General features: G+C 39.7%; 18 protein-coding genes. 16 read left to right on the top strand and 2 right to left on the bottom strand.

Translation table 11 applies throughout. From position 1 onward, the window contains the following. Positions 1-9: 9 nt before the first annotated feature. Entirely contained in the window at positions 10-1,629 is a 1,620-nt protein-coding gene (locus H3Z82_RS16830; RefSeq protein ID WP_182206667.1) for an FAD-binding protein, read from the bottom strand. Between the two features lie 325 nt (positions 1,630-1,954). On the opposite strand from H3Z82_RS16830, the gene H3Z82_RS16825 reads away from it, so the two are divergent. The 4 genes from H3Z82_RS16825 to H3Z82_RS16810 all read left to right on the top strand — a co-directional run bounded on the left by H3Z82_RS16825 (position 1,955) and on the right by H3Z82_RS16810 (position 6,995). Then, entirely contained in the window at positions 1,955-2,953 is a 999-nt protein-coding gene (locus H3Z82_RS16825) for an EamA family transporter (RefSeq protein WP_235982479.1), read from the top strand. Between the two features lie 133 nt (positions 2,954-3,086). Next, a complete protein-coding gene (locus H3Z82_RS16820; protein ID WP_182206666.1) occupies positions 3,087-4,118 on the top strand; it encodes a Fe(3+) ABC transporter substrate-binding protein in 1,032 nt (343 codons plus the stop codon). 56 nt (positions 4,119-4,174) lie between these two features. Further along, positions 4,175-5,800 carry an ABC transporter permease gene (locus tag H3Z82_RS16815; RefSeq protein WP_182206665.1) on the top strand — a complete coding sequence of 542 codons (1,626 nt, stop codon included), beginning with the start codon at positions 4,175-4,177 and terminating at the stop codon, positions 5,798-5,800. A 97-nt stretch (positions 5,801-5,897) separates the two neighbouring features. Next, on the top strand, positions 5,898-6,995 hold the full coding sequence (locus H3Z82_RS16810) for an ABC transporter ATP-binding protein (protein ID WP_182206664.1): 1,098 nt from the start codon (positions 5,898-5,900) through the stop codon (positions 6,993-6,995). Positions 6,996-7,283: 288 nt separating this feature from the next. On the opposite strand, the gene H3Z82_RS16805 is transcribed toward H3Z82_RS16810, so the two are convergent. Next, positions 7,284-7,625, bottom strand: coding sequence for a DMT family transporter (locus H3Z82_RS16805; protein ID WP_182206698.1), 342 nt, complete (start codon positions 7,623-7,625; stop codon positions 7,284-7,286). A 382-nt stretch (positions 7,626-8,007) separates the two neighbouring features. Between H3Z82_RS16805 and H3Z82_RS16800 the strand changes: the two genes are divergently transcribed. The 12 genes from H3Z82_RS16800 (at position 8,008) to H3Z82_RS16745 (ending at position 25,159) form a co-directional block, all read left to right on the top strand. After that, complete coding sequence (locus H3Z82_RS16800; protein WP_182206663.1) at positions 8,008-8,559, top strand: glutathione peroxidase; 552 nt, start codon at positions 8,008-8,010, stop codon at positions 8,557-8,559. A gap of 98 nt (positions 8,560-8,657) precedes the next feature. Continuing rightward, complete coding sequence (locus H3Z82_RS16795; protein WP_182206662.1) at positions 8,658-9,074, top strand: HYC_CC_PP family protein; 417 nt, start codon at positions 8,658-8,660, stop codon at positions 9,072-9,074. A gap of 153 nt (positions 9,075-9,227) precedes the next feature. Next, positions 9,228-13,028, top strand: coding sequence for an efflux RND transporter permease subunit (locus H3Z82_RS16790; RefSeq protein ID WP_182206661.1), 3,801 nt, complete (start codon positions 9,228-9,230; stop codon positions 13,026-13,028). 5 nt (positions 13,029-13,033) lie between these two features. Then, complete coding sequence (locus tag H3Z82_RS16785; protein ID WP_182206660.1) at positions 13,034-14,269, top strand: TolC family protein; 1,236 nt, start codon at positions 13,034-13,036, stop codon at positions 14,267-14,269. Positions 14,270-14,361: 92 nt separating this feature from the next. Further along, the gene (locus H3Z82_RS16780) at positions 14,362-14,955 is read left to right on the top strand and encodes a DUF3347 domain-containing protein (protein WP_182206659.1); all 594 of its coding nucleotides are present in this window, start codon (positions 14,362-14,364) and stop codon (positions 14,953-14,955) included. Between the two features lie 201 nt (positions 14,956-15,156). After that, positions 15,157-15,744, top strand: coding sequence for a transposase (locus H3Z82_RS16775; RefSeq protein ID WP_182206658.1), 588 nt, complete (start codon positions 15,157-15,159; stop codon positions 15,742-15,744). A 70-nt stretch (positions 15,745-15,814) separates the two neighbouring features. Then, the gene (locus H3Z82_RS16770; protein WP_182206657.1) at positions 15,815-18,616 is read left to right on the top strand and encodes a heavy metal translocating P-type ATPase; all 2,802 of its coding nucleotides are present in this window, start codon (positions 15,815-15,817) and stop codon (positions 18,614-18,616) included. Between the two features lie 16 nt (positions 18,617-18,632). After that, positions 18,633-19,115 (top strand): DUF305 domain-containing protein, encoded by a 483-nt coding sequence (locus tag H3Z82_RS16765; RefSeq protein WP_182206656.1) that lies wholly within the window; start codon positions 18,633-18,635, stop codon positions 19,113-19,115. An 8-nt stretch (positions 19,116-19,123) separates the two neighbouring features. Beyond that, positions 19,124-20,866: an efflux RND transporter periplasmic adaptor subunit gene (locus H3Z82_RS16760; RefSeq protein ID WP_182206655.1), complete on the top strand. Its 1,743-nt coding sequence runs from the start codon at positions 19,124-19,126 to the stop codon at positions 20,864-20,866. Positions 20,867-21,010: 144 nt separating this feature from the next. Then, on the top strand, positions 21,011-21,886 hold the full coding sequence (locus H3Z82_RS16755) for a cation diffusion facilitator family transporter (protein WP_182206654.1): 876 nt from the start codon (positions 21,011-21,013) through the stop codon (positions 21,884-21,886). Positions 21,887-22,074: 188 nt separating this feature from the next. Then, on the top strand, positions 22,075-23,082 hold the full coding sequence (locus H3Z82_RS16750) for a DUF481 domain-containing protein (protein WP_182206653.1): 1,008 nt from the start codon (positions 22,075-22,077) through the stop codon (positions 23,080-23,082). A gap of 145 nt (positions 23,083-23,227) precedes the next feature. Further along, positions 23,228-25,159, top strand: a complete 1,932-nt coding sequence (locus H3Z82_RS16745; RefSeq protein WP_182206652.1) for a M1 family metallopeptidase — start codon at positions 23,228-23,230, stop codon at positions 25,157-25,159. Positions 25,160-25,285 lie beyond the last annotated feature (126 nt).

Genomic DNA, 25,285 nt, shown 5'->3' with positions numbered 1-25,285 from the left:
ATATTCGTTTTAAAGTTTTTTTCCTGCGATATGTGCACCGGCAACTCTGCCTGTTAAAATACACGATCCTAAAAAAGTGCCTTCCAAAGATCTTGAACCATGAATGCCCCCACCACCAAATCCGGCAGATTCACCTACGGCGTATAATCCCGAGACCGTATCACCATTCTTATCAATCACTTGCGAGTTGAGGTTTGTTGGAATGCCTCCCAAGCTTTTTCTACTTAATATGTATTGTTTTACAGCAATCAATGGTCCAGCTTTTGGATCTAAAATCTTTTGAAATTTTGAAGTTCTGATTTTATCCCCTTTGTATAATCTGAAATTCACCAAACGCCGTAATTGTTCGTCATTAAAATACTTTTTACCTCTATCGACCTCATCGTCATAAGCTTTCAAATCCTTTTCAAGAGTTTCTAAATCCACGACGTTATTTTTATCCTGCTCATTCATCTTTTTCACCAAATTGGGAAGCGTATCGGCCACAATAAAGTGATCAGATTCTTCAATCAATCTATTGACCAAATCTTTATTTCCAAAGAGAACGTCCTTTATCAATCTCAATTTATCCCGATTTCTAAAAGACGTCATATAATCAGAACCTGAAACAGCCAATTCCTTAATGGCAATTTTCCTATTCATAATGCTCCATGAATATTGGTCCTTGGTTTTTAGGATATGTTCAACAAAATACGAAGTATCTGTATAAGCAACAAGTGGAGGCATAAACCTTTTTCCTGTGGCATCGACCCAAATGGCCGATCGTGGCGGAACTAAACTCAAACCATCCCTAAATTTTCCTCTCTCTGGATCGGGGGTGGGAATTCCGGCAGCATAATGCCATTGTTTATTGAGATTGGTTGAAGGGATTCCTTTTTTGTCTAAATCTAAATGTAGGGTGCCATCAGCATATTTGTGAGAGCCATTTAATAAACTATCTGGTGGGGTCTGGAACCGCGTTGGCCAATGACTTTTGACCAATTTTAAATCGCCGCCCATAATACCACCGGATGCTATAATGATGTTTTCAGAAGTGATGTTGAATCTTTCTTTAGTCAACTCATCAATGACTTCGAGTCCTACGGCTTTTTTATTGTCGATAATTATTGATTCTACCTTGTGTTGAAACTTTATTTCAAGAATTTCTTTATTGGGATGATTCACTAAATAATTGCTCACTTTATGGGTTAAATCATAACCCGTTCCCCAGGTAATATGCCATCTCGGTACCGAATTTCCCTTGACATCCATCCCACGTTCAGGCCAATTGACCACCGGAAGGAAGTCGACTTTTTTCGTAATAAGCCAATTGTAAATGACGGATATGGAATGCTCTGAGTAAAATTTGGCCCATTGTGCGCCTAAGCTTTCGGTTTCGGTGAAATTACCATAACGCATCCAGTCCTCGTAAAGGAGTTGGGGAGAATCTTTAATTCCAGCTTTTTTTTGCTGAGGTGTCCCGGAAAACAAAATACCGCCAAAGGATCTTTTTGCCAATCCGCCAAAATGCGCTTCCACGTCCCTTTCAATAATGAGCACTTTTTTGTTATGGTCTAAGAGCTCAATGGCAGTTGATATGCCTGCTAAACCTCCTCCAACAATGATATTTTCGTAGTTCAGGACTTTCATGAATTATAGTGTAATAGCGTCTAAAATTATCAAATCGCTAACTGCATCTTCCAACACATTAATGCAGGTGGGAACGATGGCCGATTTTAGGAAGCAACAAGCCTTTCTTTTGCTAAATGAATTTGAGCGTGAGGCTTTAGTGTGAAATTTCAAGGGATAACGGTGGTTGAAAGATTGATAATAATTAAACACTAAGCTAAGCATTTTTCAACTTATTAAGGTCATCTTATGATATTAAAATCACATGAAATTTAGGTGATAACATAGCCTCAAGAATGTCTTTTCAGAATGGAGTAGCCTCTGACGTCTTCAGAATCGTGTGGAAATGTTTAGATTTGCCAGCGCAAGTTTTGCATGGAGTAAAATCGAGAACCTTGGGGTATTAAAACCAATTGGTTGGAATAAACTATTAATCCATTTGTTTTTTTATATGAATGCTCAGCTAAAAAGTGTTTTATATGTTGCAATTGGTGCAACCAGTTACGGAGTTTTGGCAACCTTTGTCAAATATGCCAATAATCAGGGTATTGGTACGGCTGCTCTTGCATTCTCCCAATACTTCGTTGGAGTTATAGTGCTGAGTGTGTTGGTGTTTTTGTTTTCCAAAAAATCGACGACACCGCAAGCTGAAACCAAGTCAATTCATCCTAAAATTAAATTGATGCTGTTTGGAGGTTTCTCTGGACTAACCAGTAGTTTCTACTATTTGTCCATTCAATACGTGCCCGTATCGGTTGGAATAATACTTTTGATGCAGACGATTTGGATGGGGGTGGTTTTGGAGTTTTTTACCGCACGAGCTATGGTCAATAGAGGAAAAATAATTGGTGCGTTTGTGGCCATTGTCGGAACGATGTTGGCCGCGAAAATTTTTGAAACTGACATTGAACTTAATCTAAAAGGTATCGGTTTTGGGTTGTTGGCAGCCATGTCATTTACCGGAATGATGTACGGCACGAGTCGGGTTGGGCTACAGTTTCCTAATCTTGTACGAAGCCAGTACTTAGTCTATGGAGGATTTATTGTTATTGTGTTGTTTTGGAATGCTCAAATTCTGCATGAATTTAATTGGACTATTTTGATAACATGGGGTGTTTTTCTGGGTTGTTTTGGCACCATTCTTCCCCCGATTTTGTTCAATAAAGGCTTCCCAATAATTGGGACCGGTCTGGGCAGTATTATTGCGGCTTTGGAAATCCCAATTTCGGTGCTTAGTGCCTATTGGGTTTTAAATGAGGAGATAAGCAACTTACAGTGGCTGGGAATTGTCATTATCTTATTTGCTGTCGTCATGATTAATTTTAGAAAAAAAACGAGTCGGTAAAATCCTGACCTTCAGATGTTTTAAAAAAATAATGTTGTCTTGAAACCATACAGGTAAAGGATCGTTTTATTTCTTGTTTGTAATAAGTCTAAATAAGATTACCTTTGCAAATCAAACCAAAACACTATACATAATGAGTAATATTCTAAAATTTGGATTTGCTATCTGTCTAATGACTTTAGTCGTGGCATGTGGTGATTCTAAGCCAAAAAAAGAGGAAGTCAATGTCTACACGCACAGACATTATAAGGCTGATGACGAACTTTTCACCAAATTTACCGAAGAGACCGGTATTAAGGTGAATATTGTAAACGCCAGCGCCGATGAATTGATTCAACGTCTCGAGACGGAAGGCGAAAATTCTAGTGCAGATATCCTGATTACTGTTGATGCGGGACGACTTTATCGCGCACAATCAAAAGATTTATTACAACCTGTTCGTTCTGAAGTATTGGAAGCCAATATTGCACCTGAGTTTCGTGAGAAAGAAGGACATTGGTACGGAATGACTTACCGCGCAAGAATTATTGCTTATGCTAAGGACCGCGTAAATCCAGAGGATATTAAGACCTATGAAGATTTGACCGATCCGAAATGGAAAGGTAAAATAGTAATCCGTTCTTCGGAAAATGTTTATAACCAATCCTTGTTGGCCTCCATTATTTTAGCTGATGGCGAAGAAAAAGCTAAGGAGTGGGCGGAAGGTGTTGTCGCTAATATGGCCAGAAATCCAAAAGGTAGCGACCGTGACCAAGTAAAAGCAGTTGCTTCTGGTGAAGCCGATATCGCAGTAGTAAACACCTATTATATAGGATTGTTGATCAACGATGAGAATGTAGAAGAGCGCAAAGCAGGTGAGAGTGTGGGTATTATTTTTCCAAACCAAGACGGAAGAGGTACACACGTTAATGTCAGCGGTATTGGTGTGACCAAATATGCCCCTAACAAAGACAATGCTATTAAATTAATGGAGTTTCTTTCAGGAGACGAGGCACAACAAGTTTTGGCCAACTTAAACTATGAGTATCCAATCAATCCGAATGCTGTCAAGGCCGACATCCTAAAAACTTGGGGCGACTTTAAAGCAGATACCGTGGAGCTATATAAGCTTGGCGAATACAATAGTAAGGCCGTTATGATTTTTGATGAAGCAGGCTGGAAATAAAATTAATGGATTTTGGACGTCTTTTAAGCGACCAAATTAATGATTAGCAGAATTAAATGGCAAAAAAAACCACCTATTGGTGGAATAAATGGACAGGCGGGGCAATTGTAATACTACTTTTGGTATTAACCCCCGTCTTTACTATTGTTATCAAGCTCTTTGATAGGCCTGGTGAACACTGGGGGCATATTTCGTCCACATTGTTGCCATCTTATTTTGCTAATTCTTTTCTATTATTATTGGGCGTTGGCTTTTTCACCTTTCTTATAGGCGTGAGTATGGCCTGGTTGGTTTCAGTATATGATTTTCCAGGTCGTAAGTATTTTGAGTGGCTATTAATTTTGCCGCTTGCGTTTCCATCGTATATGATGGCCTATAGTTATGTGGGGATTTTAGAGTATACAGGACCGGTTCAGGCATTTTTGCGCAACAACCTCAATATTCAGTTCAAAGGGCCTATTATTGATATCATGAATATGCCCGGTGCTATCTTTATCCTGTCCATAAGCTTGTTTCCCTATGTTTATGTTATCTGTAGGGCATCTTTTATGAGACAGTCGGGAGCCATGCAGGAGGCTGCGTTTCTTTTGGGCAGTAACCGGATGCGCATGTTCACAAAAATTGCGTTACCTATGGCGAGACCAGCAGTAGCAGGAGGAATTGCCTTAGTGGGAATGGAGGTTCTGAACGATTATGGTACGGTTAAGTATTTTGGAGTAGACACCTTTACGTCGGGGATTTTTAGAGCGTGGTTTTCTTTTGGCGATGTCAATACCGCCATCTATCTCTCTGCAATTCTGACCGTGATCGTTTTAGTGCTGATCTGGTTGGAGAACATTCAAAGAGGAAGTCGAAATTGGAATGCTGGAAGTGGTAGTTCCAAACCGGCACTTCGGATTAGGCCTAAATACAAAAGTACACGACGGTTGTATACAGGGCTTTGCTTATCGGTTTTACTGATTAGTTTTATTTTTCCACTGCTACAACTTTTTTATTGGGTATCGCTGACCTGGCGTAATGTAGTAGATTCTGAATTTGGGATCTTAATTTTTAGGAGTTTCTCTTTGGCCATTGGATCGGCAGTGGGCATTGCATTAATTTCCATATTTTTGTTGTATGCTATTCGTTTAAGTCCCTTAAGGTGGACCAAACACATTGCGCGGACTGCTTCTTTGGGCTACGCTATCCCTGGTGCGGTTATTGCAGTAGGAGTAATGATTCCGATGATGGGTCTCGATCGGAGTATCAATTGGGCGATCTCCAATAATTTGGGAATGATATTGTCAGGAACATTGTTTATCTTAGTGGTGGCGTATATTGTTCGGTTTATGGCGGTAGGGTATAATGCTATTGACGCAGGATTTCAGAAAACGGGAGCCTCGGTAAATGAAGTAGCAAGATCCTTGGGCGCTTCGCCTTTAAGGACTTTGTGGAAAATAGATCTACCTTTGATAAAGAACAGTATAGCGGGAGCCGTATTATTGGCCTTTGTGGACATTTTAAAAGAGCTGCCGCTGACCTTGATTTTGAGACCTTATAACTTCCATACCTTGGCAACCAAAGCCTTTGATATGGCAACCAATGAGATGATAGCAGAATCAGCAAATGCCTCTCTGGTAGTGGTGTTAACAGGGGTGATACCAATTATAGTATTAAATAATATGATCAGTAGGAAAAAATGAGGTGTGATATATGACGATCAATAGCTTTTGAAATCGGATGAAGAGCAGCATAAGTGCAACTTTTCGGAATGAAAAAAAGCAGAAAAAATGAATGACCATGGCGATTATTGAATTAAATAATATTAGTAAACAATATCGGAACGCCGATACCAACGCAGTGGATGGCGTGTCTTTTTCATTGGAGAAAGGAGAGATCTTGGCGCTTGTTGGCGAAAGCGGTTCAGGCAAAACAACCTTGTTGCGCTTGATTGCTGGATTGGAGCATCCTAATTCTGGGACTATTGAATTGGACGGCGATGTCATTGTGAGCGGTCGGAAGTCGGTACCCACTAATAAACGCAAAACAGGAATGGTTTTTCAAGACTATGCCTTGTTTCCACATTTGACCATTTTTGAGAACGTTGCCTTTGGATTAAAAGGTCTTAGTAAAAAGGAAACGGAACAGCGGGTTCACGAAACTATTCAACTGACCGGCTTAAAGGAAGATGTAAAGAAATACCCGCATCAACTTTCTGGCGGGCAGCAGCAGCGGGTCGCGTTGGCTCGAGCCTTGGCACCACGACCAGAATTATTGTTGATGGATGAACCTTTCAGTAATTTGGATACCATTTTGCGCGACCAAGTACGCGAGGAAGTGCGACAGATCATCAAAGCCATGGGGATTACCGCCATATTGGTAACACACGATACCAAGGATGCATTTTCTACCGCCGATAAAATTGCCGTAATGCTTAACGGAAAATTGCTACAACTCGATACGCCGGATAGTTTATACAATAACCCAAATTCTTCTTACGTGGCTGAGCTTTTTGGAAAATCGAACAATGTTGTCGCTACGGTTGCCCCTGGAGGATTTAAAACACCCTTCGGATTTGTTAGAGGACCTAAAGACTGTCCCTTATCCATTAATCGTGATAAGGTGAATTTATTTTTCAGAGCTGAAGAAACCGATTTTTGTAACGCCGAAGAGCCACATCTTTGTGGTATGGTAGAGCAGTGTATGTATCTCGGTGATCATATGCAATTAAAAGTATGCTGTAACCGCTGTAATAAATGTGCCAATGATTGTAAAGGAGAGCTCTTGGATGAAACACAGAGTATCTTGCTGAAATCCTCGGTACAAACTTGGAAACCAGGAGATATTGTAAGGTTTAAACTCAAAAATTTCAAGGTTAAGGAAACCGATTCTGAATAGGGAGATGACCTCAATTGAATAAGGTTTTTTTTATTAAACTTTTCTTCTAAGCTTTATATATAGTGCGACGGAATTCTATTTGAACCTTTTTTATCCTGCAACATCATGAAGCTGCCTCATAGAATCAGTTTGGTGATATCCAATGTCAGGGAAAATTGAGAATCGAGTAGAATAAGTGTCTGTTTATTCCTTGATTTTTCAATGTCTGAAATAATACACAACATTTAGAGCAACAAGCCTCAAGAACCGCTCCTTCCGTATAGAATTTTTAGAGCGTCAAAGTTCCATTTAAGCATCTGTGCTCACCGTCTGTAAGCCAATTACTGAAATGACCAAGGTGCTAATAAAGAATAGGCGCCAAAACGTCACAGGTTCCTTGAACAGCAAAATACCAGCAATGACTGTACCTACAGCCCCAATGGCGCCCCATACGGCATATGCAGTACCAACAGGAATCGGATTCTCACCACCCATGGCTTTGAATAACAGAAACATGCTTATGCCTACGCACACGATAAAAGAAAGCAGCCACAGCCACATCTCCTTCCCAGAAGTATGTTGTGCCTTTCCTAAACTTACGGCAAATCCGGTCTCGAATATGCCGCCAATGATCAATATAATCCAGTTGATGTTCATGTTGATTTTAATTTATTACCACCAAATGGGTTTTAATATCCCAAGGTTCTTAATTTGGTGAATGTCATTTTTAAAAATACAACTGTTTCATTTAATGCACCAATAATAGCCAAATTTTTATTTAATAAAAGAAAAACCCTGTTCTCTATAATTATCAGAAACATTAATAAAATTGATTTCATCATATTCTTTTCCAGCTATTTTAAGAAGCAGGTTTCAGTTGGCCGATATAAAACTATGTACAGTAAATCCGTAGTGGTTTATTTGTAAAACAACAACCGGCTTGGGATTGTGGTTCATGGATCAACTTATCCATCTTTAACATGAAATTAGAAGAAAGCGGCTTTGATTTTCTTAACTTAGCCATAAAAAAAAAATGAAAAATATCGTAATCGTTTGTACACTCTTTTTCTCTTTTAGTTTAATATCACAAAACACTTTAACCATGCAAAATAATTCCATTCATCAATTTAAAGTTGAATCGCTTTCTGGTGGTGAGATCGATTTTTCCGATTTTAAAGGAAAGAAAATACTGATTGTAAATACGGCTTCAAAATGCGGTTATACACCACAATATGAAGGTTTGGAAGCCTTGTACAGTTCAAATAAAGACGATTTAGTCGTTGTTGGTTTTCCCGCTAACAATTTTGGAGCTCAGGAGCCTGGCAGCAACGACGAGATTTCAGCTTTTTGTGAACGGAACTATGGCGTAAGTTTCCCGATGGCGGCAAAAGTCTCAGTAAAAGGACAGGATATTGCTCCTGTTTTTGCTTGGCTGACTTCTAAGTCCCAAAATGGCGTAATGGATGTCGATGTTAAATGGAACTTTACAAAATTTATTCTCGATGAGAACGGCCAACTCATCACCTCTTTTGAGAGTAATGTTAAACCACAAAGTGACGAGATATTGGATGCCCTAACGAGATGATTTTTGGAAGTGTTTTCTCTTAAAATAAAGTTAGTTTTCTACTTGTCTTTCGTTTAAATTTCATGACCTATGGGAATATTTTATATCTTTGTTGCCTTATGAAATCATTTTTCCATAAAATATTATCCGTTACCCTGGCGACTTTAGTATTATTTACTACGATGTCGTTTACTTTGGATATGCATTATTGTGGAGATACTTTAGTTGATTTTTCTTTGTTCGATGACCTGACGACTTGCGGAATGGAGACACAAGTGCCGACTAAAGCTTGTGGAAATGAACTAACAGAAAAGTCGTGTTGTTCAGAATTGCAGATCGTCATGGAAGGTCAAGATGATTTGAAATTAACTTTTGACACTTTAAACTTAGAGCAACAAGCTTTTGTTGCTGCCTTTTTCTATTCGTATATCAATCTTTTTGAAGGACTGGATGAAAACATCGTTCCTTTTAGAGATTATAATCCCCCCTTTCTCATACGGGATATACAAAAGCTACACGAGACATATTTAATTTGATTTTAAACAGTTTCCGATTCTTTAATCGGAAGGATTAGCCCTTTGGTTTTATCCATTTGGGCTCATTTTGTTTCCTGCCTGCCGCAGGTTGGATTTAATTCTCTGATTTATCAGGATTTTATTCAATGTTCAACTGTTTAACAATCAATCCAAATGCTAAATAAAAGCATAAAATTTCTTATCGATAATAAGCTAGTCGCGGTTTTATTGCTCGCACTATTCGTAGGTATGGGTGTGGTCAACGCACCTTTTAATTGGGATACTGGCTTTATTCCTACCAATCCTGTCGCCGTTGATGCCATTCCAGATATTGGCGAAAACCAACAAATTGTTTATACCCAATGGGAAGGGCGTTCCCCACAGGATATAGAAGATCAAATTAGCTATCCACTTACCACGACGTTATTGGGAATTCCTGGAGTGAAGACCATTCGTAGTTCTTCCATGTTTGGCTTCTCAAGCATCTATATCATTTTTGAAGAAGATATCGAATTCTATTGGAGCCGTAGCCGTATTTTGGAAAAGCTCAATTCCTTGCCTGCCGGTTTACTTCCCGATGGTGTCAATCCATCCTTGGGTCCAGATGCCACAGGATTAGGGCAGGTGTATTGGTACACTTTGGAAGGTCGCGATAAAGATGGCAACGTCACTGGAGGTTGGGATCTGCACGAATTGCGAAGCATTCAGGACTATTATGTAAAATATGCACTGTCATCAGCAAGTGGTGTTTCTGAAGTTGCTTCCATAGGAGGTTATGTGCAGGAATATCAAATTGATGTCAAACCGGAGTTGATGCGCCAATATGATATTGGTCTGTCTGAAATTGTTAAAGCTGTCAAAGAAAGCAATAAGGATATTGGTGCCCAGACCATGGAAATCAATCAAGTTGAATATTTGGTTAGAGGCCTGGGATATATCAAGTCTGTTGCAGATATTGAGGATGCCGTGGTGACCTCCGAAAATTATACGTCCATACGGATTAAGGATATTGCCAACGTCAGTTTGGGGCCGGCTCCTCGAAGAGGGATTTTGGATAAGGAGGGTGCTGAGGTTGTGGGCGGTGTTGTTACGGCCCGTTACGGTGCCAACCCAATGGAGGTGATCAATAATGTTAAGCTAAAGTTGGAAGAACTTAAAGCAGGTCTGCCTTCTAAAGAACTTTCAGATGGACGACTGTCCCAACTCACCGTTGTCCCTTTTTATGACCGGTCGGAACTGATTCAGGAAACTTTGGACACACTTGATGAAGCCTTAAGTCTGGAAATCCTTATTACCATTTTTGTAATTATTGTGATGGTTTTCAATTTAAGAGCTTCCGTACTTATTTCAGGACTCTTGCCTGTTGCGGTATTGATGGTATTTATTGCCATGAAACTTTTTAATGTGGATGCCAATATTGTGGCCTTATCCGGAATCGCTATTGCCATTGGGACCATGGTGGATATTGGCGTCATACTTTCTGAAAATATCATCCGACATCTCGATGAGGACAAAGAGCGGTATAGCCTCACAGGCATTAAAAAATCGATTAATACGGTTGTTTATGAAGGAAGTGCAGAGGTTTCCGGCGCCATCTTGACTGCGGTTTTGACCACCATTATCAGCTTTATTCCTGTGTTTACAATGATTGGTGCGGAAGGGAAACTGTTCAGGCCTTTGGCATTTACAAAAACCATGGCTATTGCCGCTTCGTTTATCGTTGCGCTATTTCTGATTCCACCGTTTGCCGCCTATTTGTTCCGAAGAAAAAACATTAAAAAAATAACAGCCAATCTGATCAACGGCTTCTTAATTCTTCTTGGAATTATAGCCATAATTTATGGCCATTGGTTGGGACTCATTTTAATAGGATTCGGTCTTACCGGACTCTTGAAAGATGAAAAGATTGCATCTAAAATATCCGACAGGTTAATACTATCCGATAAACGTGCCAATAGTATCAACATTATGATATCTGCTTTGGCGGTCATCTTCCTATTGGCAGAATTTTGGCGTCCACTTGGTGTGGATAAGAGTATATTTTGGAATCTACTATTTGTTGGTCTTATATGTTTTGGGCTGTTAGGCCTATTCTGGTTGTTTATGCAGTACTACAGTCGGATTCTCGGTTGGGCACTTCGAAATAAATTAGTATTTCTATCTATACCAACTCTTATCGTTGTTTTTGGAATTTTGATTTGGCAAAATACTGGCAAGGAATTTATGCCTTCCCTAAACGAAGGATCTTTCTTGCTGATGCCAACCTCCATGCCGCACTCAGGAGTGGAAGAAAACAAACGTGTACTACAACAATTAGACATGGCTGTGGCGAGCATTCCAGAGATCAAAACGGTTGTTGGAAAAGCCGGTCGGACCGAGTCAGCACTTGACCCAGCACCATTGGCAATGTATGAAAATATTATTCTGTATAAATCGGAATATGCGCTCAACGAGGATGGAAAGCGCCAAAGGTTTAAAGTGAATAAGGACGGATTATTTATTCTTAAGAACGGTAAACTTGCTCTTAATCCGAATAGTGAAGCCGCTAATGATGGTGCTAACGAGAATTCAGAAACTCAAGATGCATTTTTCGTAACAGACCAGGATCTTATTCCGGATAATGATGGGGAATTTTATAGAAACTGGCGACCGGAAATAAAATCCCCTGATGATATTTGGAATGAAATCGTTCGGGTAACCAAAATCCCTGGTGTCACTTCCGCTCCAAAATTGCAGCCTATCGAAACCCGATTGGTGATGTTGCAAACAGGAATGCGTGCCCCAATGGGGATTAAAGTGAAAGGTCAAGATCTTAGGCAAATTGAAGCCTTTGGAATTGAATTGGAAGAGATTCTGAAACATGCCGAGGGCGTAAAGGTTGAAGCTGTTTTTGCCGATCGCATTGTAGGGAAGCCTTATTTGTTAATCGATATAAAAAGAGATCGATTGGCCCGATATGGGGTTTCCATAGAAGATGTGCAACAAATTTTGCAAGTTGCAGTTGGAGGGATGCCATTGACCCAAACGGTAGAAGGAAGAGAGCGCTATGACGTACGGGTGCGCTATCCGCGAGAGTTACGGGCTGACCCTGAAGATCTTAAAAATATTTATGTACCGGTAGAAAAAGGCAATCCTGTTCCTTTAGGTGAACTTGTAGACATACGCTACGAGCAGGGGCCGCAGATGATTAAAAGTGAGGACACCTTTTTGGTCGGTTATGTCTTATTCGATAAGCTGGAGGGCTATGCCGAAGTCAATGTGGTAGAAAATGCACAGGTCTTGATCAAAGAAAAGATTGAAAATGGCGAACTCACCGTTCCAAAAGGTATCAATTATCAGTTTACCGGAACTTATGAAAATCAATTACGCGCCGAGAAAACACTTTCTGTAATCGTGCCTTTGGCCTTGGGCATCATTTTTCTAATCCTTTATTTCCAGTTCCGATCAGTGTTTACATCGCTGATGGTATTCTCAGGCATTGCCGTTGCTTTTGCCGGTGGGTTTTTGATGATCTGGTTCTACGGACAGGAGTGGTTCTTAAATTTCACCTTTTTTGGAGAAAACTTAAGGGACATGTTTCAAATGCATCCCATCAACTTAAGTGTCGCCGTGTGGGTAGGGTTTATTGCCCTCTTCGGAATTGCTACGGATGACGGCGTGGTGATGGCGACCTACCTCACCCAAACATTTGAAAAGAATGACCCTGAAGATGTCAAGGAAATCCGTGCTTCCGTAATAGAGGCAGGAATGAAGAGAATTAGACCTTGTTTGATGACAACCGCCACTACAATTTTGGCCTTGTTACCAATTTTAACGTCTACGGGGAGAGGAAGCGATATCATGATCCCGATGGCCATTCCGAGTTTTGGAGGTATGTTGATTGCACTGATTACGCTCTTTGTTGTGCCAGTATTATTTAGTTGGAGACGCGAAGCAAAATTGAAAAGACGACTAAGAATCCTTAATAAACAATAGAAATAATGAATCTAATTTTAAATACAACCAATCATTTGCGTTTTCAGCAGTGCCGCGTTAGAGGGCTATTTCTTGTTGTCCTGTTATTTTTAAGTTGGACTTCGCAAAGCCAACAGCTGGAGACTTATATTGAGGAAGCCATCAATAACAATCCCAATATCCAAGCTGTGGAAAAGCAATATGCCATTTCAACTGAAAAGATATCAGAGACCAGCACACTTCCCAATACCGAGTTTTCCGGCGGTTATATGATAGGCACCGAAATGCCTATGATGCAACAAGCAGAATTTTCGGTAATGCAGATGCTGCCTTGGTTTGGAACTATTTCTGCCCGTAGCGACTATGCTGCAGCAATGGCCGATGCCGATTTTTTGGAGATCGAAATCGCCAAAAGAAAAATCGCTATGGTCTTGTCACAATCCTATTACCGCTTATACGAAATAACTAAAAAACAAGAGGTCTTGGATTCCAATATTCAGCTTATAGAGGTGTATGAGCGGATAGCCTTAACCTCGGTGGAAGTTGGTCAAGCCTCTGCCGTTTCTGTGTTGCGACTGCAGATGCGGCAAAACGATCTGATGGAACGAAAGTTGGTATTGGAGCAGGATTATGCCGCCGAACTGACGGCTTTCAATAAAATCATGAACCGGAATGAAAACGCGGAAATTAAAATTGTAGATAGCTTAATAATTCCAGAGAAAGATGATGAGATCGATGTTGTCAATCTTAATCTGCACCCCGAATTGCGAAAATTCGAGGAGCTTAACAAGGTAGTTTCCCAAGCCGATTTGCTCAATAAGAAAGAAAGTGCCCCAGGATTTGGTGTTGGGATGGAGTATATGCTATACAACGAAGCACCTAATATGTTGATGCCGATGGTTTCGGTTTCAATACCAATTTTCAATAAGAAATATAAGTCCATTGCGAAGCAGAACAAAATCCAACATGAAGCCTTGGAGATTCAAAAGCAAGCTTCCCAAAATTCCTTAATGGCAGAATTGCAGACCGCCGTGAGAAGCAGAAATGCAGCGCGCATCAGCTTGGAAACACAGGACAAAAATTTGAAGCAAGCGGAGAACGCCACCGAAATATTGTTTAAAAACTATGAGACTGGGACTATAGATTTTAGAGAGGTTTTGGATGTGCAGGAATTGCAGTTAAAATTTCAATTAAATCGCATAGAAGCGATTGGGGCTTATTTTAATCAAGTGAGCATTATCGATTATTTTACAAAAAACTAAAGTGTTAAAATTTAATTACACTATTTATAGGATGGGAATCCTAATAAATCCACAATAAAACAAGTATTAATTTAAATCAAAATCAAAACAAAATGAACAATCTAAGAGTTACAACAACAATTATGGCCATGGCTTTTGTAGGCCTAACAGCAATGTCCTGTAAAGACGGTAAAAAAGATTCAAGTGCTACAACCGAGACTGAAATGATCAAATTGGAGCCAAGTACATCGACTGCTGATAAAGAGTCGAAGGTCCAGAATCCAGAGTCAGAAAAGGTCCTGGCAGATTATATGACACTTAAAAATGCCTTGGTAGAAACGGATAAAGATGCTGCGACAGAGGCTGGGAAAAAACTTGAAAACACCTTAAAAAGTTTTACCTTAGATAGCTACACTGCTGAGCAAAAAAATGAATTGGAGCAGCTAGTTGCCTCGGCAATTAGTCATTCCGAAAAGATTGCCAATAGTGATATGGAAGAACAGCGTGCACATTTCCAAAAGTTGAATGATGATGTTACCAACATGGTAGCCATAACTGGTACAGAAAACACACTTTACCAACAATTTTGCCCTATGTATGCAGGTGATACAGGTGGTGCTTGGTTGAGTACGGAGAAAAATATTAGAAACCCATATTTCGGTAGTAAAATGATGAAATGTGGTGTGGTGCAAAAGGAGATCAATTAATTAGGTTTTGAAGACCTAACAGGTTTTCAAAACCTGTTAGGTCTAAAAGGTCTAAAAGGTCTAAAAAGAAAAGCCTATTGAATTAGTACCATTAAATTATTTGACAAACTAAATTTAGTACTTTGTGTTAGAATGATAACAGACCTAGCAGTCCCTATACCTATCGGGATGAAACCTGTTAGATCTAAAATATAAGCAATCATGAAATATCAACCGTTTGAATCAGGGCATTTCTTTCATATATACAATAGAGGAAATAATAATGAAAACCTTTTTTTGGAGCAAGACAACTATAATTATTTCTTGGTCTTGATGAAAAAATATCTGCTTCAGGTGGCTGATGTTTATAGTTATTGTCTGCTTCCGAATCATTTTCATGTTCTTGTCAAATTTTATGAAGTGCCGTTAGACACTGTAGATTTGGAAAAGAAAAAAAGCAATTTGCACCAGCCCATTTCCAATATGTTGAATGCTTATACCAAGGCCATTAACAAGAGACATAATAGAAGGGGGAGTTTGTTTCAGGAACATTTAAAGCGAATAAAAATTACAGAAGAGTCTTATTTGAGAAACCTTATTGTATACATAAATACAAATTCAACCCATCATGACATTGAAGATTATAGAACCTATAAACATTCATCTTACGATGCTCTGATTGGCGAGCAAAAAACAGCTTTAAAACGAGATGAAGTTATTGAGCTATTTGACGATTTGAATAATTTTAAACATGTATTACATTCAAAAAGATTAGATATAGATGCAATACAGGAATTAATTTTAGAGTAGTAAGGAATTCAGACCTAACAGTCCCGATAACCATCGGGATAAAACCTGTTAGGTCTTAAAAGCAAGAAAAATGAAACATACATACAGCATCGAAGGCATGACCTGCGGCGGTTGCAGGAGCCATGTTGAAAAAACACTTTCCAATATGGAAGGTGTCTCCAGTGCCACCGTTAATTTGGAGAAAAAAGAAGCCACCATCGAAATGGAAAATCATATTCCACTTGAGAAATTTCAAGAGGTTCTAAAAGAAGATGGTGGGACTTATAGTATTCATAATTTGGGAGAGGATTATAAATTGAAAGATATGGATGAGGAGATTCCTGCCTCCCTGCCTGCCGGTCAGGCGGGCGCAGGAATTATGACGCACACTTACAGCATCGAAGGCATGACCTGCGACGGCTGCAGAAGCCACGTTGAAAAAACCCTTTCCAATATAGAAGGTGTTTCAAATGCTTCCGTCAATTTAGAGAAAAAGGAAGCGAGAATCGAAATGGAAAACCATATTCCACTGGAAAAATTCAAGAAAGTTTTGAAAGACGATGGTGGAACTTATAGTATATATAATGTCGGCGAAGCGCCTGATCCCTCCGAAATCAAGAAGGAAAAACGTCCAAAAGGTATTGGTACGGGCGTTTTTTATTGTCCTATGCATTGCGAAGGCGATAAAACCTACGATAAGCCTGGCGATTGTCCTGTCTGTGGTATGGACTTGGTCGAAGAGCAAAATTTATCAGCTATCGCATCGGAGCAATGGACTTGTCCGATGCATCCTGAAGTTGTGGAAGATGAAGCGGGGGCGTGTCCAATTTGTGGAATGGATTTAGTCCCGATGGAACCTGATCTTTCTTCCGAAGAAAAAACCTATAAAAAATTATTGAAGAAATTTTGGATTGCCATGGCGTTTACCTTGCCAATCTTCATCATTGCAATGAGCGAAATGTTGACTTCGAATCCATTGTACGATATTATGGAGCAGCAAAGTTGGAATTGGGTTCAATTTGCGCTTTCTATTCCCGTAGTTTTTTATGCCACTTGGATGTTTTTTGAACGTGCCTATAGAAGTATCAAAACATGGAATCTCAATATGTTTACCCTTATTGGCATCGGTGCAGGAGTTGCTTGGTTATTCAGTGTTGTTGCGCTGCTTTTGCCAGATGTTTTCCCTGATCAGTTTTTGTCTGATTCTGGTGCAGTTCACGTCTATTTTGAAGCGGCAACCGTTATTTTAACCTTGGTGCTTTTAGGACAGCTTTTGGAAGCACGAGCTCATAGCAAAACCAATTCGGCGGTAAAGGAGTTATTGAAATTGGCACCAAATAAAGCCGTCAAAATGGTAGATGGTGAAGAGGTCGTAGTGAAGATCGATAAAATTGAGTTGGGTGACATTCTGAAGGTCAAGCCTGGAGATAAAATTCCTGTAGATGGTGTCATTACTGAAGGCGAATCGAGTATTGACGAATCGATGATCACCGGTGAGCCAATTCCTGTTAGCAAATCTATAGACGATAAAGTCAGCAGTGGAACGATTAATGGGAATCAAACATTCTTGATGAAAGCTGAAAAAGTGGGGAGTGATACCTTACTGTCCCAAATCATCCATATGGTGAATGATGCCAGTAGAAGTCGCGCGCCAATCCAAAATTTAGCCGATAAGATCTCTGGTTATTTTGTGCCTGTGGTGGTCATCATTTCCGTAATCACTTTCGTTGTCTGGGCTATTTGGGGGCCAGAGCCAGCATATGTCTATGCTTTGGTCAATGGAATTGCGGTGTTGATTATCGCTTGTCCGTGCGCTTTAGGTTTGGCAACACCAATGTCCGTTATGGTCGGTGTTGGTAAAGGTGCTCAAAATGGTGTTTTAATTAAAAATGCTGAGGCGCTTGAGCGGATGGATAAAGTAGATGTGTTAATTATTGATAAGACCGGAACCATTACCGAAGGCAAGCCAACGGTTGAAAAAGTAGGTTCCTTTAATTCAGAGTTTTCAGATAAAAAGGTATTGGAATACATCGTTTCATTAAACAGTAACAGTGAACATCCGTTGGCGGACGCCACCGTAAAATATGGCAAGGAACAAAAAGCTGATCCCGAAGCATCGGGACTAAAATCGGAGGCTTTTAGCGCAGTTACAGGTAAGGGCGTTGAAGCTACTGTAAAAAATAAAAAAGTAGCTTTAGGAAATCCTAAGATGATGGAGCATGCCGAGGCGGAGATCAGTTCGGAAATGGAGAATGAAGCAAAATCGTTTCAGGAGCAAGGTAAAACGGTTTCGTATTTAGCCGTTGATAAAGTAGTTGTGGGCTATGTGGTTATCGGTGATAAAATAAAACCAACAAGCGCAAAAGCCATAAAGGAACTTCAAGAGAGGGGCATTGAAGTCATCATGTTAACAGGAGATAATCACAACACGGCACAAGCAGTGGCTACAGAACTCAATCTGGCCGACTTTAAAGCGAGCATGTTGCCAGAAGATAAACTCAAGGAAGTCGAAAAACTACAAAAACAGGGTAGAGTGGTGGCCATGGCCGGTGACGGCATTAATGATGCGCCAGCTTTAGCAAAAAGTGACGTGGGGATTGCTATGGGAACAGGAACGGATGTTGCCATTGAGAGTGCAATGATTACTTTGGTGAAAGGCGATCTGCACGGGATTGTGAAAGCTCGGAAACTGAGTCATGCCGTAATGAAAAACATAAAACAGAACCTCTTTTTTGCACTCGTCTATAACGCTATAGGGGTGCCAATTGCGGCAGGCGTTTTATTTCCATTTTTAGGAATCCTACTGTCCCCAATGATTGCTGCTTTAGCGATGAGTTTTAGTTCAGTTTCAGTTATAGGGAATGCCTTAAGGTTAAGAGCCGCAAAGATTTAACTTAAATCAAATCATTATGGAATCTAAAAAAGAACATTCGGAAAACAACAACTATACAACCTTCATTTTGATGCTTGTGGCATCGTTTATAGCCATGTATGTCACTATGTATCTAAACACATACACCATGGACCACGTTTATTTTAGCTTGACCCGGTTTTATATGACCTGCTTGGGAATTTCAGCCATGGCAGTCATTATGTGGGTTGCAATGCGCAAAATGTATCAAAACAGAAAAAAGAATATTGCTATCCTTTTGGGGAGTTTGATATTATTTGTCGGTGCACTTGGTTTGGTAAGAGCTCAAAGTCCTGTTGTAGGCGATTTATTATGGTTAAAAGCCATGATTCCGCATCACTCCATTGCCATTTTGACCAGTTCAAGAGCCGATATTGAAGATCCTGAAGTGAGAAAATTAGCGGATGAGATTATTGAAGCTCAAGAACGAGAAATTGCCGAAATGAAGGAGATGATCAAACGCTTAGAAAATGCTAAATAAAAAATAAAATGAAAAAGAATATCATTTACACCGTTGTTGCCTTAATAGTGGGTTTGTTGGTTGGATTTTTGCTTTTTGGAGGAGACTCTAAAAACACGACCGCAAACTCAGATGCTCACGAGCATTCTGATGAGGTGACCCAAATGTGGACCTGCTCCATGCATCCGCAAATTATGCAACCCGAACCTGGTGATTGTCCAATTTGTGGCATGGATTTAATTCCAGCAGATGCTGGTGGCGAAGGGCTTGCATTGAATGAGATAAAAATGACTAACAACGCCATGGCTTTGGCTAATATCCAAACGATGGTGGTGGGTAATGACTCGGAGGGTGATGGAAGCTCATTGATGCTTTCTGGGAAAATTATGCCCAATGAAGAAGCCAATGCGGTGCAAGCGAGTTATTTTGAAGGGCGAATAGAGAAGTTAAACGTCAATTTTACTGGCGAAAACGTTCGTAAAGGTCAATTGTTGGCTACTATTTACGCTCCAGCACTTGTGGCGGCACAACAGGAATTGTTGACCGCAGCTTCAATGAAAGAATCACAACCTGCATTGTATAATGCTGTTCGCAATAAATTAAAACTGTGGAAACTGTCGGAAGATCAGATTAACCAAATTGAGACCTCAGGAAAAGTTAGAGAGTTCTTCCCAATTTATGCGACGGTTTCCGGAACGGTTTCAGAAAAACTGACCGAAGAAGGCGATTACGTCACACAAGGACAGCCGATAGTAAAGGTCAGTAATTTAGCAACGGTCTGGGCGATGTTTGATGCTTATGAAAATCAGATTTCGCAGTTAAAAGAAGGTCAAAAGATTACGGTAACCTCCAATGCATATCCAAATAAGGAGTTTGAAGCCACGATATCGTTTATCGACCCAAGATTAAACACCCAATCCCGAACCATTTCAGTAAGAGCAACCTTAAATAATAAGGAGGGTATTTTAAAACCTGGGATGTTTGTCACCTCAAAAGTTCAGGTGGCAAAAAGTGGAGATAAAGAAGCGCTGATCAGTGTTCCTGCATCTGCAGTGTTATGGACGGGAAATCGATCTTTGGTGTATGTGAAAACAAATCCAGATGAACCAATTTTTGAAATGCGCGAGGTCATTTTGGGATCCAAAAACGGTGATAATTATACAATCGTTGAAGGTTTGTCCAATGGCGATGAGATAGTGGTCAATGGTATTTTTACGGTTGACGCAGCCGCACAATTACAGGGAAAAAGGAGTATGATGAACACCGTGGGACAGCCGGAAATGGATCCGACAGATCATCTTGCCGATACTGAAAGATTGGAAGTGCCAGCAAAGTTCCAAGATCAACTAAAAACAGTGTTTGATGATTATATGACTATGGAAAGAGCGCTCGTTAATGACAATGCAGAAACCCCCAAAAAGGCAGCCGCCGATTTAATGAAAAGCCTTCAAAAAGTGGATATAAAATTGGTAAAGGAGGAGCCAGCCCATAGCCGATGGATGTTACTGGATAAAAAACTGCAAGAATCCGCCCATGCAATCTCAAAAACTTCTGATATTGATGAGCAAAGAGATCATTTTATTCATCTTTCGGCACACTTAATCAACGCAGTAAAAACCTTTGGCATCAATCAGAAAGTATATGTGGATTACTGTCCAATGGTCAAGGGTGATCTGGGTGCGTTTTGGATGAGCACCGAAGAAGAAATCCTGAATCCGTATTTTGGTGAGCGTATGTTGCGATGTGGAGAGGTAACAGATATCATACAATAACTTATAAAAGGACTTTTAAAAAAAGCAATTGTTGCGACAGATTAAAGACCGCGTTTCTTGAGGTAGATAAGGACTTTATTATTTTGTTTTTGTTAATTTAGAGCTGTAGAAAAGTTCCCAATTTCTGACCTGGGACCTGTAAAAATGAAAAACGAAAAAACCGCCATACGAACTGTTTACTTTAGTATCATCGCGAACATTTGTTTGGCCATCATAAAAGGCTTGGCGGGTTTTTTCGGAAATTCATATGCGCTCATTGCCGATGCCATCGAATCGACCACAGATGTTTTCGCATCATTTTTGGTTTTATTGGGATTCAAATATGCCAAACGCCCGGCAGATGAAAACCATCCTTATGGTCACGGAAAAATCGAGCCCTTGATCACGTTCGCAGTGGTTGCCTTTTTGGTAATCTCAGCTACCATTATCGCCTATACGAGTATTCAAAATATTCAAACCCCTCAGGAAAGTCCAAAAGGATGGACCTTAATTGTACTGGCCTTGATCATTATCTGGAAAGAAACCTCCTTTCAAATTGTGATCAGGAAAAGTAAGCAAACCAACAGTTCGTCGCTTAAAGCAGATGCTTGGCACCATCGGAGTGATGCCATAACCTCGGTTATGGCATTCATCGGTATTTCAATCGCTATTATATGCGGAGAAGGCTATGAAAAAGCAGATGATTGGGCGGCTTTATTCGCATCTGGATTTATTTTGTACAATAGCTATTTGATTTTCAGGCCAGCTTTAGGTGAAATTATGGACGAGCAACTTTACGACGATCTCATATCGGAAATCAGAAAACGATCCATAGAAGTGCCAGGAGTTCTGGGAACTGAGAAATGTATGGTTCGAAAATCTGGAATGAAATTTCACGTCGATTTACATGCGATTGTCGATGGAGAAATTTCTGTAAAAATAGGGCATCATATATCACATCAGCTTAAGGATTATTTACAAGAAAAAATACCGAGTTTAGGAGAAGTGCTCATTCATATTGAGCCTAATCATTATGATTGATAGAGTTGACGCGTTATTAATTTGGACTAATCCATACGAGAACTAATTGGTAGGTTGAAATCATTTAATCTGTTAAAATCCAAAAACCACTTTAGGTTATCCTCATATTCTTTATTCCGAAATTAAACATACCTCCGTAATTCCATGTATAGGATTACTATCTTTGACATTTGAAAATAACCTCTCAAATGAATTTAAAATTATTGGTATTCTGCATTGGCTTTCTGTTTTGCTTGAGTGCGTTTTCGCAAAATGATACTTTGGTATTGACTAATGGTGACCGGATTGTGGGGGAGCTAAAAAAGATGGATCGTGGTGTTTTAATTATAAAAACCCCTTACAGTAGCAGCGATTTAAAGGTAAAATGGAAAAAAGTCAGAAGCCTATCGAGTGTCGAAAGTTTTTTGGTAATAACGACAGATGGTCAACGCTATAAGGTTGTTGGATTTGATACGGACGCTGATAATGGCACGCTTGTTCTAAATGGTGATGCTGTTAATATTAATGATATTGTTTTTGTCAAGCCAGTTAAAGATGATTTTAAGTCTCGTTTAAATGCAACCATGGCGTTTGGATTTAATTTATCAAAAGCCAGTAATTTAAGCCAACTAACTCTAGATGGTACTTTAGGTTACACATCAGATTATTGCAGTATCGGAACTACGTTTAACGCTGTGAGAAGTAATCAAGATAACGTTGAGGAAATCCAACGGACTCAAGGCGAACTGTCTTTCAACTATTTTTTAAAAAACGATAATTTTTTAATTTTCCAATCGGAATATTTGTCGAATAGTGAGCAGAAGTTAAAGATGAGATTAACCAATAAATTAGGTTTTGGAACCTACTTTATCCACAGTAATCAGATGTTTCTGGCTGGCGCTCTTGGTATTGCTTATAACGTTGAAGACTATACAGATACTGTAGATGACAACAGGAATAGTGGAGAAGCCTTTGCGGCGCTGGAAGTCAATTTGTTTGATTTGAATGATCTGAGTTTAATTTCGGGTGTCACGATATACCCAAGTTTAACGGAGAAAAAAAGGGTGAGAACCGATTTTAAAATAGATCTTAAATATGATTTACCACTAGATTTATTTGTGAAATTAGGCTTCAATTATAATTATGACAGCAAACCCGTTGAGGGAGCGTCTTATGATGACTATATTTTTAGAACCACTGTGGGGTGGGAACTTTAATATGGAATATTTTTTTACCGTTTTCAGCATCTAAAGATTTTGTATAAAAATTGTAGTAATCCTCGCTTAAAAGTGTTTTCAGTAGGATAACATCCTCTCAAATTACTATCTTCGCTTTCTTATTCTAATTAAATTATGTTCAATTATGAGATACTTTAAAAGCAGCATTTTGGGGCTGTTTGCTTTCCTTCTTCCGTTTTCAATGCTTGCGCAAGAAGCAAATTATGGCAACCAACATTTATTTGACAACTTTACTTATCGTGAAGGTAATGTTTATAGAACCGCGTCAGGGAAACCTGGTCCAGAATATTGGCAAAATGCCGCCGACTATATTTTGGAAGTAAATTTAGACGAGAAAAATCATACCGTTACAGGAAATGTCACTATTCATTACACCAATAACAGTCCAGAAGTCTTGGATTTTATTTGGGTTTACTTGGAGCAAAATCGCTTTACTGAAGATTCTCGTGGCACGTTAACAACGTCCGTCTTGGGAAGCCGCTACAGTGGTGATGTAGAAGGCGGCTACGAGTTGTCTAATATTTCGGCAATAACAGAAACAGGAACCTCTTCAAAACATATCATTACCGATACCCGAATGCAACTGTTTTTAGATCAGCCATTAGCAGCCAAAGGTGGAAAAGCCACCATAAAAATGGATTTCAAATTCAAAATTCCAGTGGAAGGTATGGACCGCATGGGACGCTTGGAAACCGAAGCAGGAACCGTTTATGCCATAGCGCAATGGTATCCACGTGTGGCCGTATTTGATGATGTAGTAGGATGGAATACAGAACCGTATTTGGGTGCCGGCGAATTCTATTGCGAATATGGAACTTTCGACGTGAAAATAACGGCTGCAGCAGATCAAACGGTCGTGTGCTCCGGAATCTTACAAAATCCGAAAGACGTACTTACCAAAACCCAACAAGATCGTTTTGCAAAAGCCGAAAAAAGCGATAAAACCGTTTATATTATTAAACCGGATGAGGTTGGAAAGCCTGCATCGCAAGTAAAAAATAAAGGAACGCTGACTTGGCATTATAAAATGGAAAACACAAGAGATGTGGCTTGGGCATCTTCAAGAGCATTTATATGGGATGCCGCCAAAATGAATCTTGGCAATGGCAAAACAGGTGTGGCTCAGTCGGTTTATCCTAAAGAGAGTGATGGCGTTGGTGCTTGGACACGTTCTACTGAATATACAAAAGCATCTGTGGAATTTTATTCAAATACCTATTATCCTTATCCATATCATACTGCGATAAATGTTGCAGCAAATGTGGGTGGAATGGAATATCCAGGCGTTAGTTTTTGTCATTATAAAAGTAGAGGAGAAGACTTATGGGGCGTTACAGATCACGAATTTGGCCATAACTGGTTTCCTATGATTGTTGGTTCTAACGAACGCCGATACCCATGGATGGACGAAGGCTTTAACACGTTTATCAATCATTACAGTACGGTGGCGTTCAACAATGGTGAATATCCGTCATATACAGACAAGCCGCGCACTTTGGTACGATACCTCACTTATGAAAATCGTGAAGGTATTGATACCTCTCCAGAAGTAGCCAATGCAAGAAACTTGGGTTACACAGCTTATTTCAAGCCAGCTGCGGGACTTATTATGCTTCGCGAATATATTTTAGGAGCTGAGCGCTTTGATAATGCTTTTAAAAGTTACATCCGCCATTGGGCTTATAAACATCCACAACCGAATGATTTTTTCAATCATATGGAAAATGTTGCAGGAGAAGATCTGTCCTATTTCTGGAAGGGTTGGTTCTATGGTAATGGTAATATTGATATGGGTATTACTGCCGTTGAACCTCACCAAGGCAATTATTTGATCACAGTTGAAAACAATGGAGAGATTCCGATGCCTGTTGAACTTCAAGTGATTTATACGGATGACACCACTGAAAATGTTAGACTCCCTGTAGAAATTTGGCAACGTGGCAATAGCTGGAGCCATCTTTTGAAAACCACAAAGGAAGTCCAGCGGGTTGTTCTCGACCCAAACAAGATGTTGGCCGATATCAATATATTAAATGATACTTGGAACAAACTGTAATTATTTAAATAAAAGCCTCTAAAAACGTAAGAATTTAGAGGCTTCTTCTTTTTAATCACACTCTATTTTGGAAGACTTGGAAAAAGAGAATATCTTTAAGTTTCCAAACGATTTCTTATGGAAATT

The organism is Gelidibacter maritimus, from assembly GCF_014062315.1.
Classification (GTDB): Bacteria; Bacteroidota; Bacteroidia; order Flavobacteriales; family Flavobacteriaceae; genus Gelidibacter; species Gelidibacter maritimus.
The sequence above is the reverse complement of the archived record's forward strand: the minus strand, read 5'-3'. Positions and strand labels throughout refer to the sequence as shown.

What these genes read in the sequence shown, in the direction of transcription:
- H3Z82_RS16830 (WP_182206667.1), bottom strand. Translation starts at nt 1,629, where the DNA reads ATGAAAGTCCTGAACTACGAAAATATCATTGTTGGAGGAGGTTTAGCA.
- H3Z82_RS16825 (WP_235982479.1), top strand. Translation starts at nt 1,955, where the DNA reads ATGTTTAGATTTGCCAGCGCAAGTTTTGCATGGAGTAAAATCGAGAAC.
- H3Z82_RS16820 (WP_182206666.1), top strand. Translation starts at nt 3,087, where the DNA reads ATGAGTAATATTCTAAAATTTGGATTTGCTATCTGTCTAATGACTTTA.
- H3Z82_RS16815 (WP_182206665.1), top strand. Translation starts at nt 4,175, where the DNA reads ATGGCAAAAAAAACCACCTATTGGTGGAATAAATGGACAGGCGGGGCA.
- H3Z82_RS16810 (WP_182206664.1), top strand. Translation starts at nt 5,898, where the DNA reads ATGGCGATTATTGAATTAAATAATATTAGTAAACAATATCGGAACGCC.
- H3Z82_RS16800 (WP_182206663.1), top strand. Translation starts at nt 8,008, where the DNA reads ATGAAAAATATCGTAATCGTTTGTACACTCTTTTTCTCTTTTAGTTTA.
- H3Z82_RS16795 (WP_182206662.1), top strand. Translation starts at nt 8,658, where the DNA reads ATGAAATCATTTTTCCATAAAATATTATCCGTTACCCTGGCGACTTTA.
- H3Z82_RS16790 (WP_182206661.1), top strand. Translation starts at nt 9,228, where the DNA reads ATGCTAAATAAAAGCATAAAATTTCTTATCGATAATAAGCTAGTCGCG.
- H3Z82_RS16785 (WP_182206660.1), top strand. Translation starts at nt 13,034, where the DNA reads ATGAATCTAATTTTAAATACAACCAATCATTTGCGTTTTCAGCAGTGC.
- H3Z82_RS16780 (WP_182206659.1), top strand. Translation starts at nt 14,362, where the DNA reads ATGAACAATCTAAGAGTTACAACAACAATTATGGCCATGGCTTTTGTA.
- H3Z82_RS16775 (WP_182206658.1), top strand. Translation starts at nt 15,157, where the DNA reads ATGAAATATCAACCGTTTGAATCAGGGCATTTCTTTCATATATACAAT.
- H3Z82_RS16770 (WP_182206657.1), top strand. Translation starts at nt 15,815, where the DNA reads ATGAAACATACATACAGCATCGAAGGCATGACCTGCGGCGGTTGCAGG.
- H3Z82_RS16765 (WP_182206656.1), top strand. Translation starts at nt 18,633, where the DNA reads ATGGAATCTAAAAAAGAACATTCGGAAAACAACAACTATACAACCTTC.
- H3Z82_RS16760 (WP_182206655.1), top strand. Translation starts at nt 19,124, where the DNA reads ATGAAAAAGAATATCATTTACACCGTTGTTGCCTTAATAGTGGGTTTG.
- H3Z82_RS16755 (WP_182206654.1), top strand. Translation starts at nt 21,011, where the DNA reads ATGAAAAACGAAAAAACCGCCATACGAACTGTTTACTTTAGTATCATC.
- H3Z82_RS16750 (WP_182206653.1), top strand. Translation starts at nt 22,075, where the DNA reads ATGAATTTAAAATTATTGGTATTCTGCATTGGCTTTCTGTTTTGCTTG.
- H3Z82_RS16745 (WP_182206652.1), top strand. Translation starts at nt 23,228, where the DNA reads ATGAGATACTTTAAAAGCAGCATTTTGGGGCTGTTTGCTTTCCTTCTT.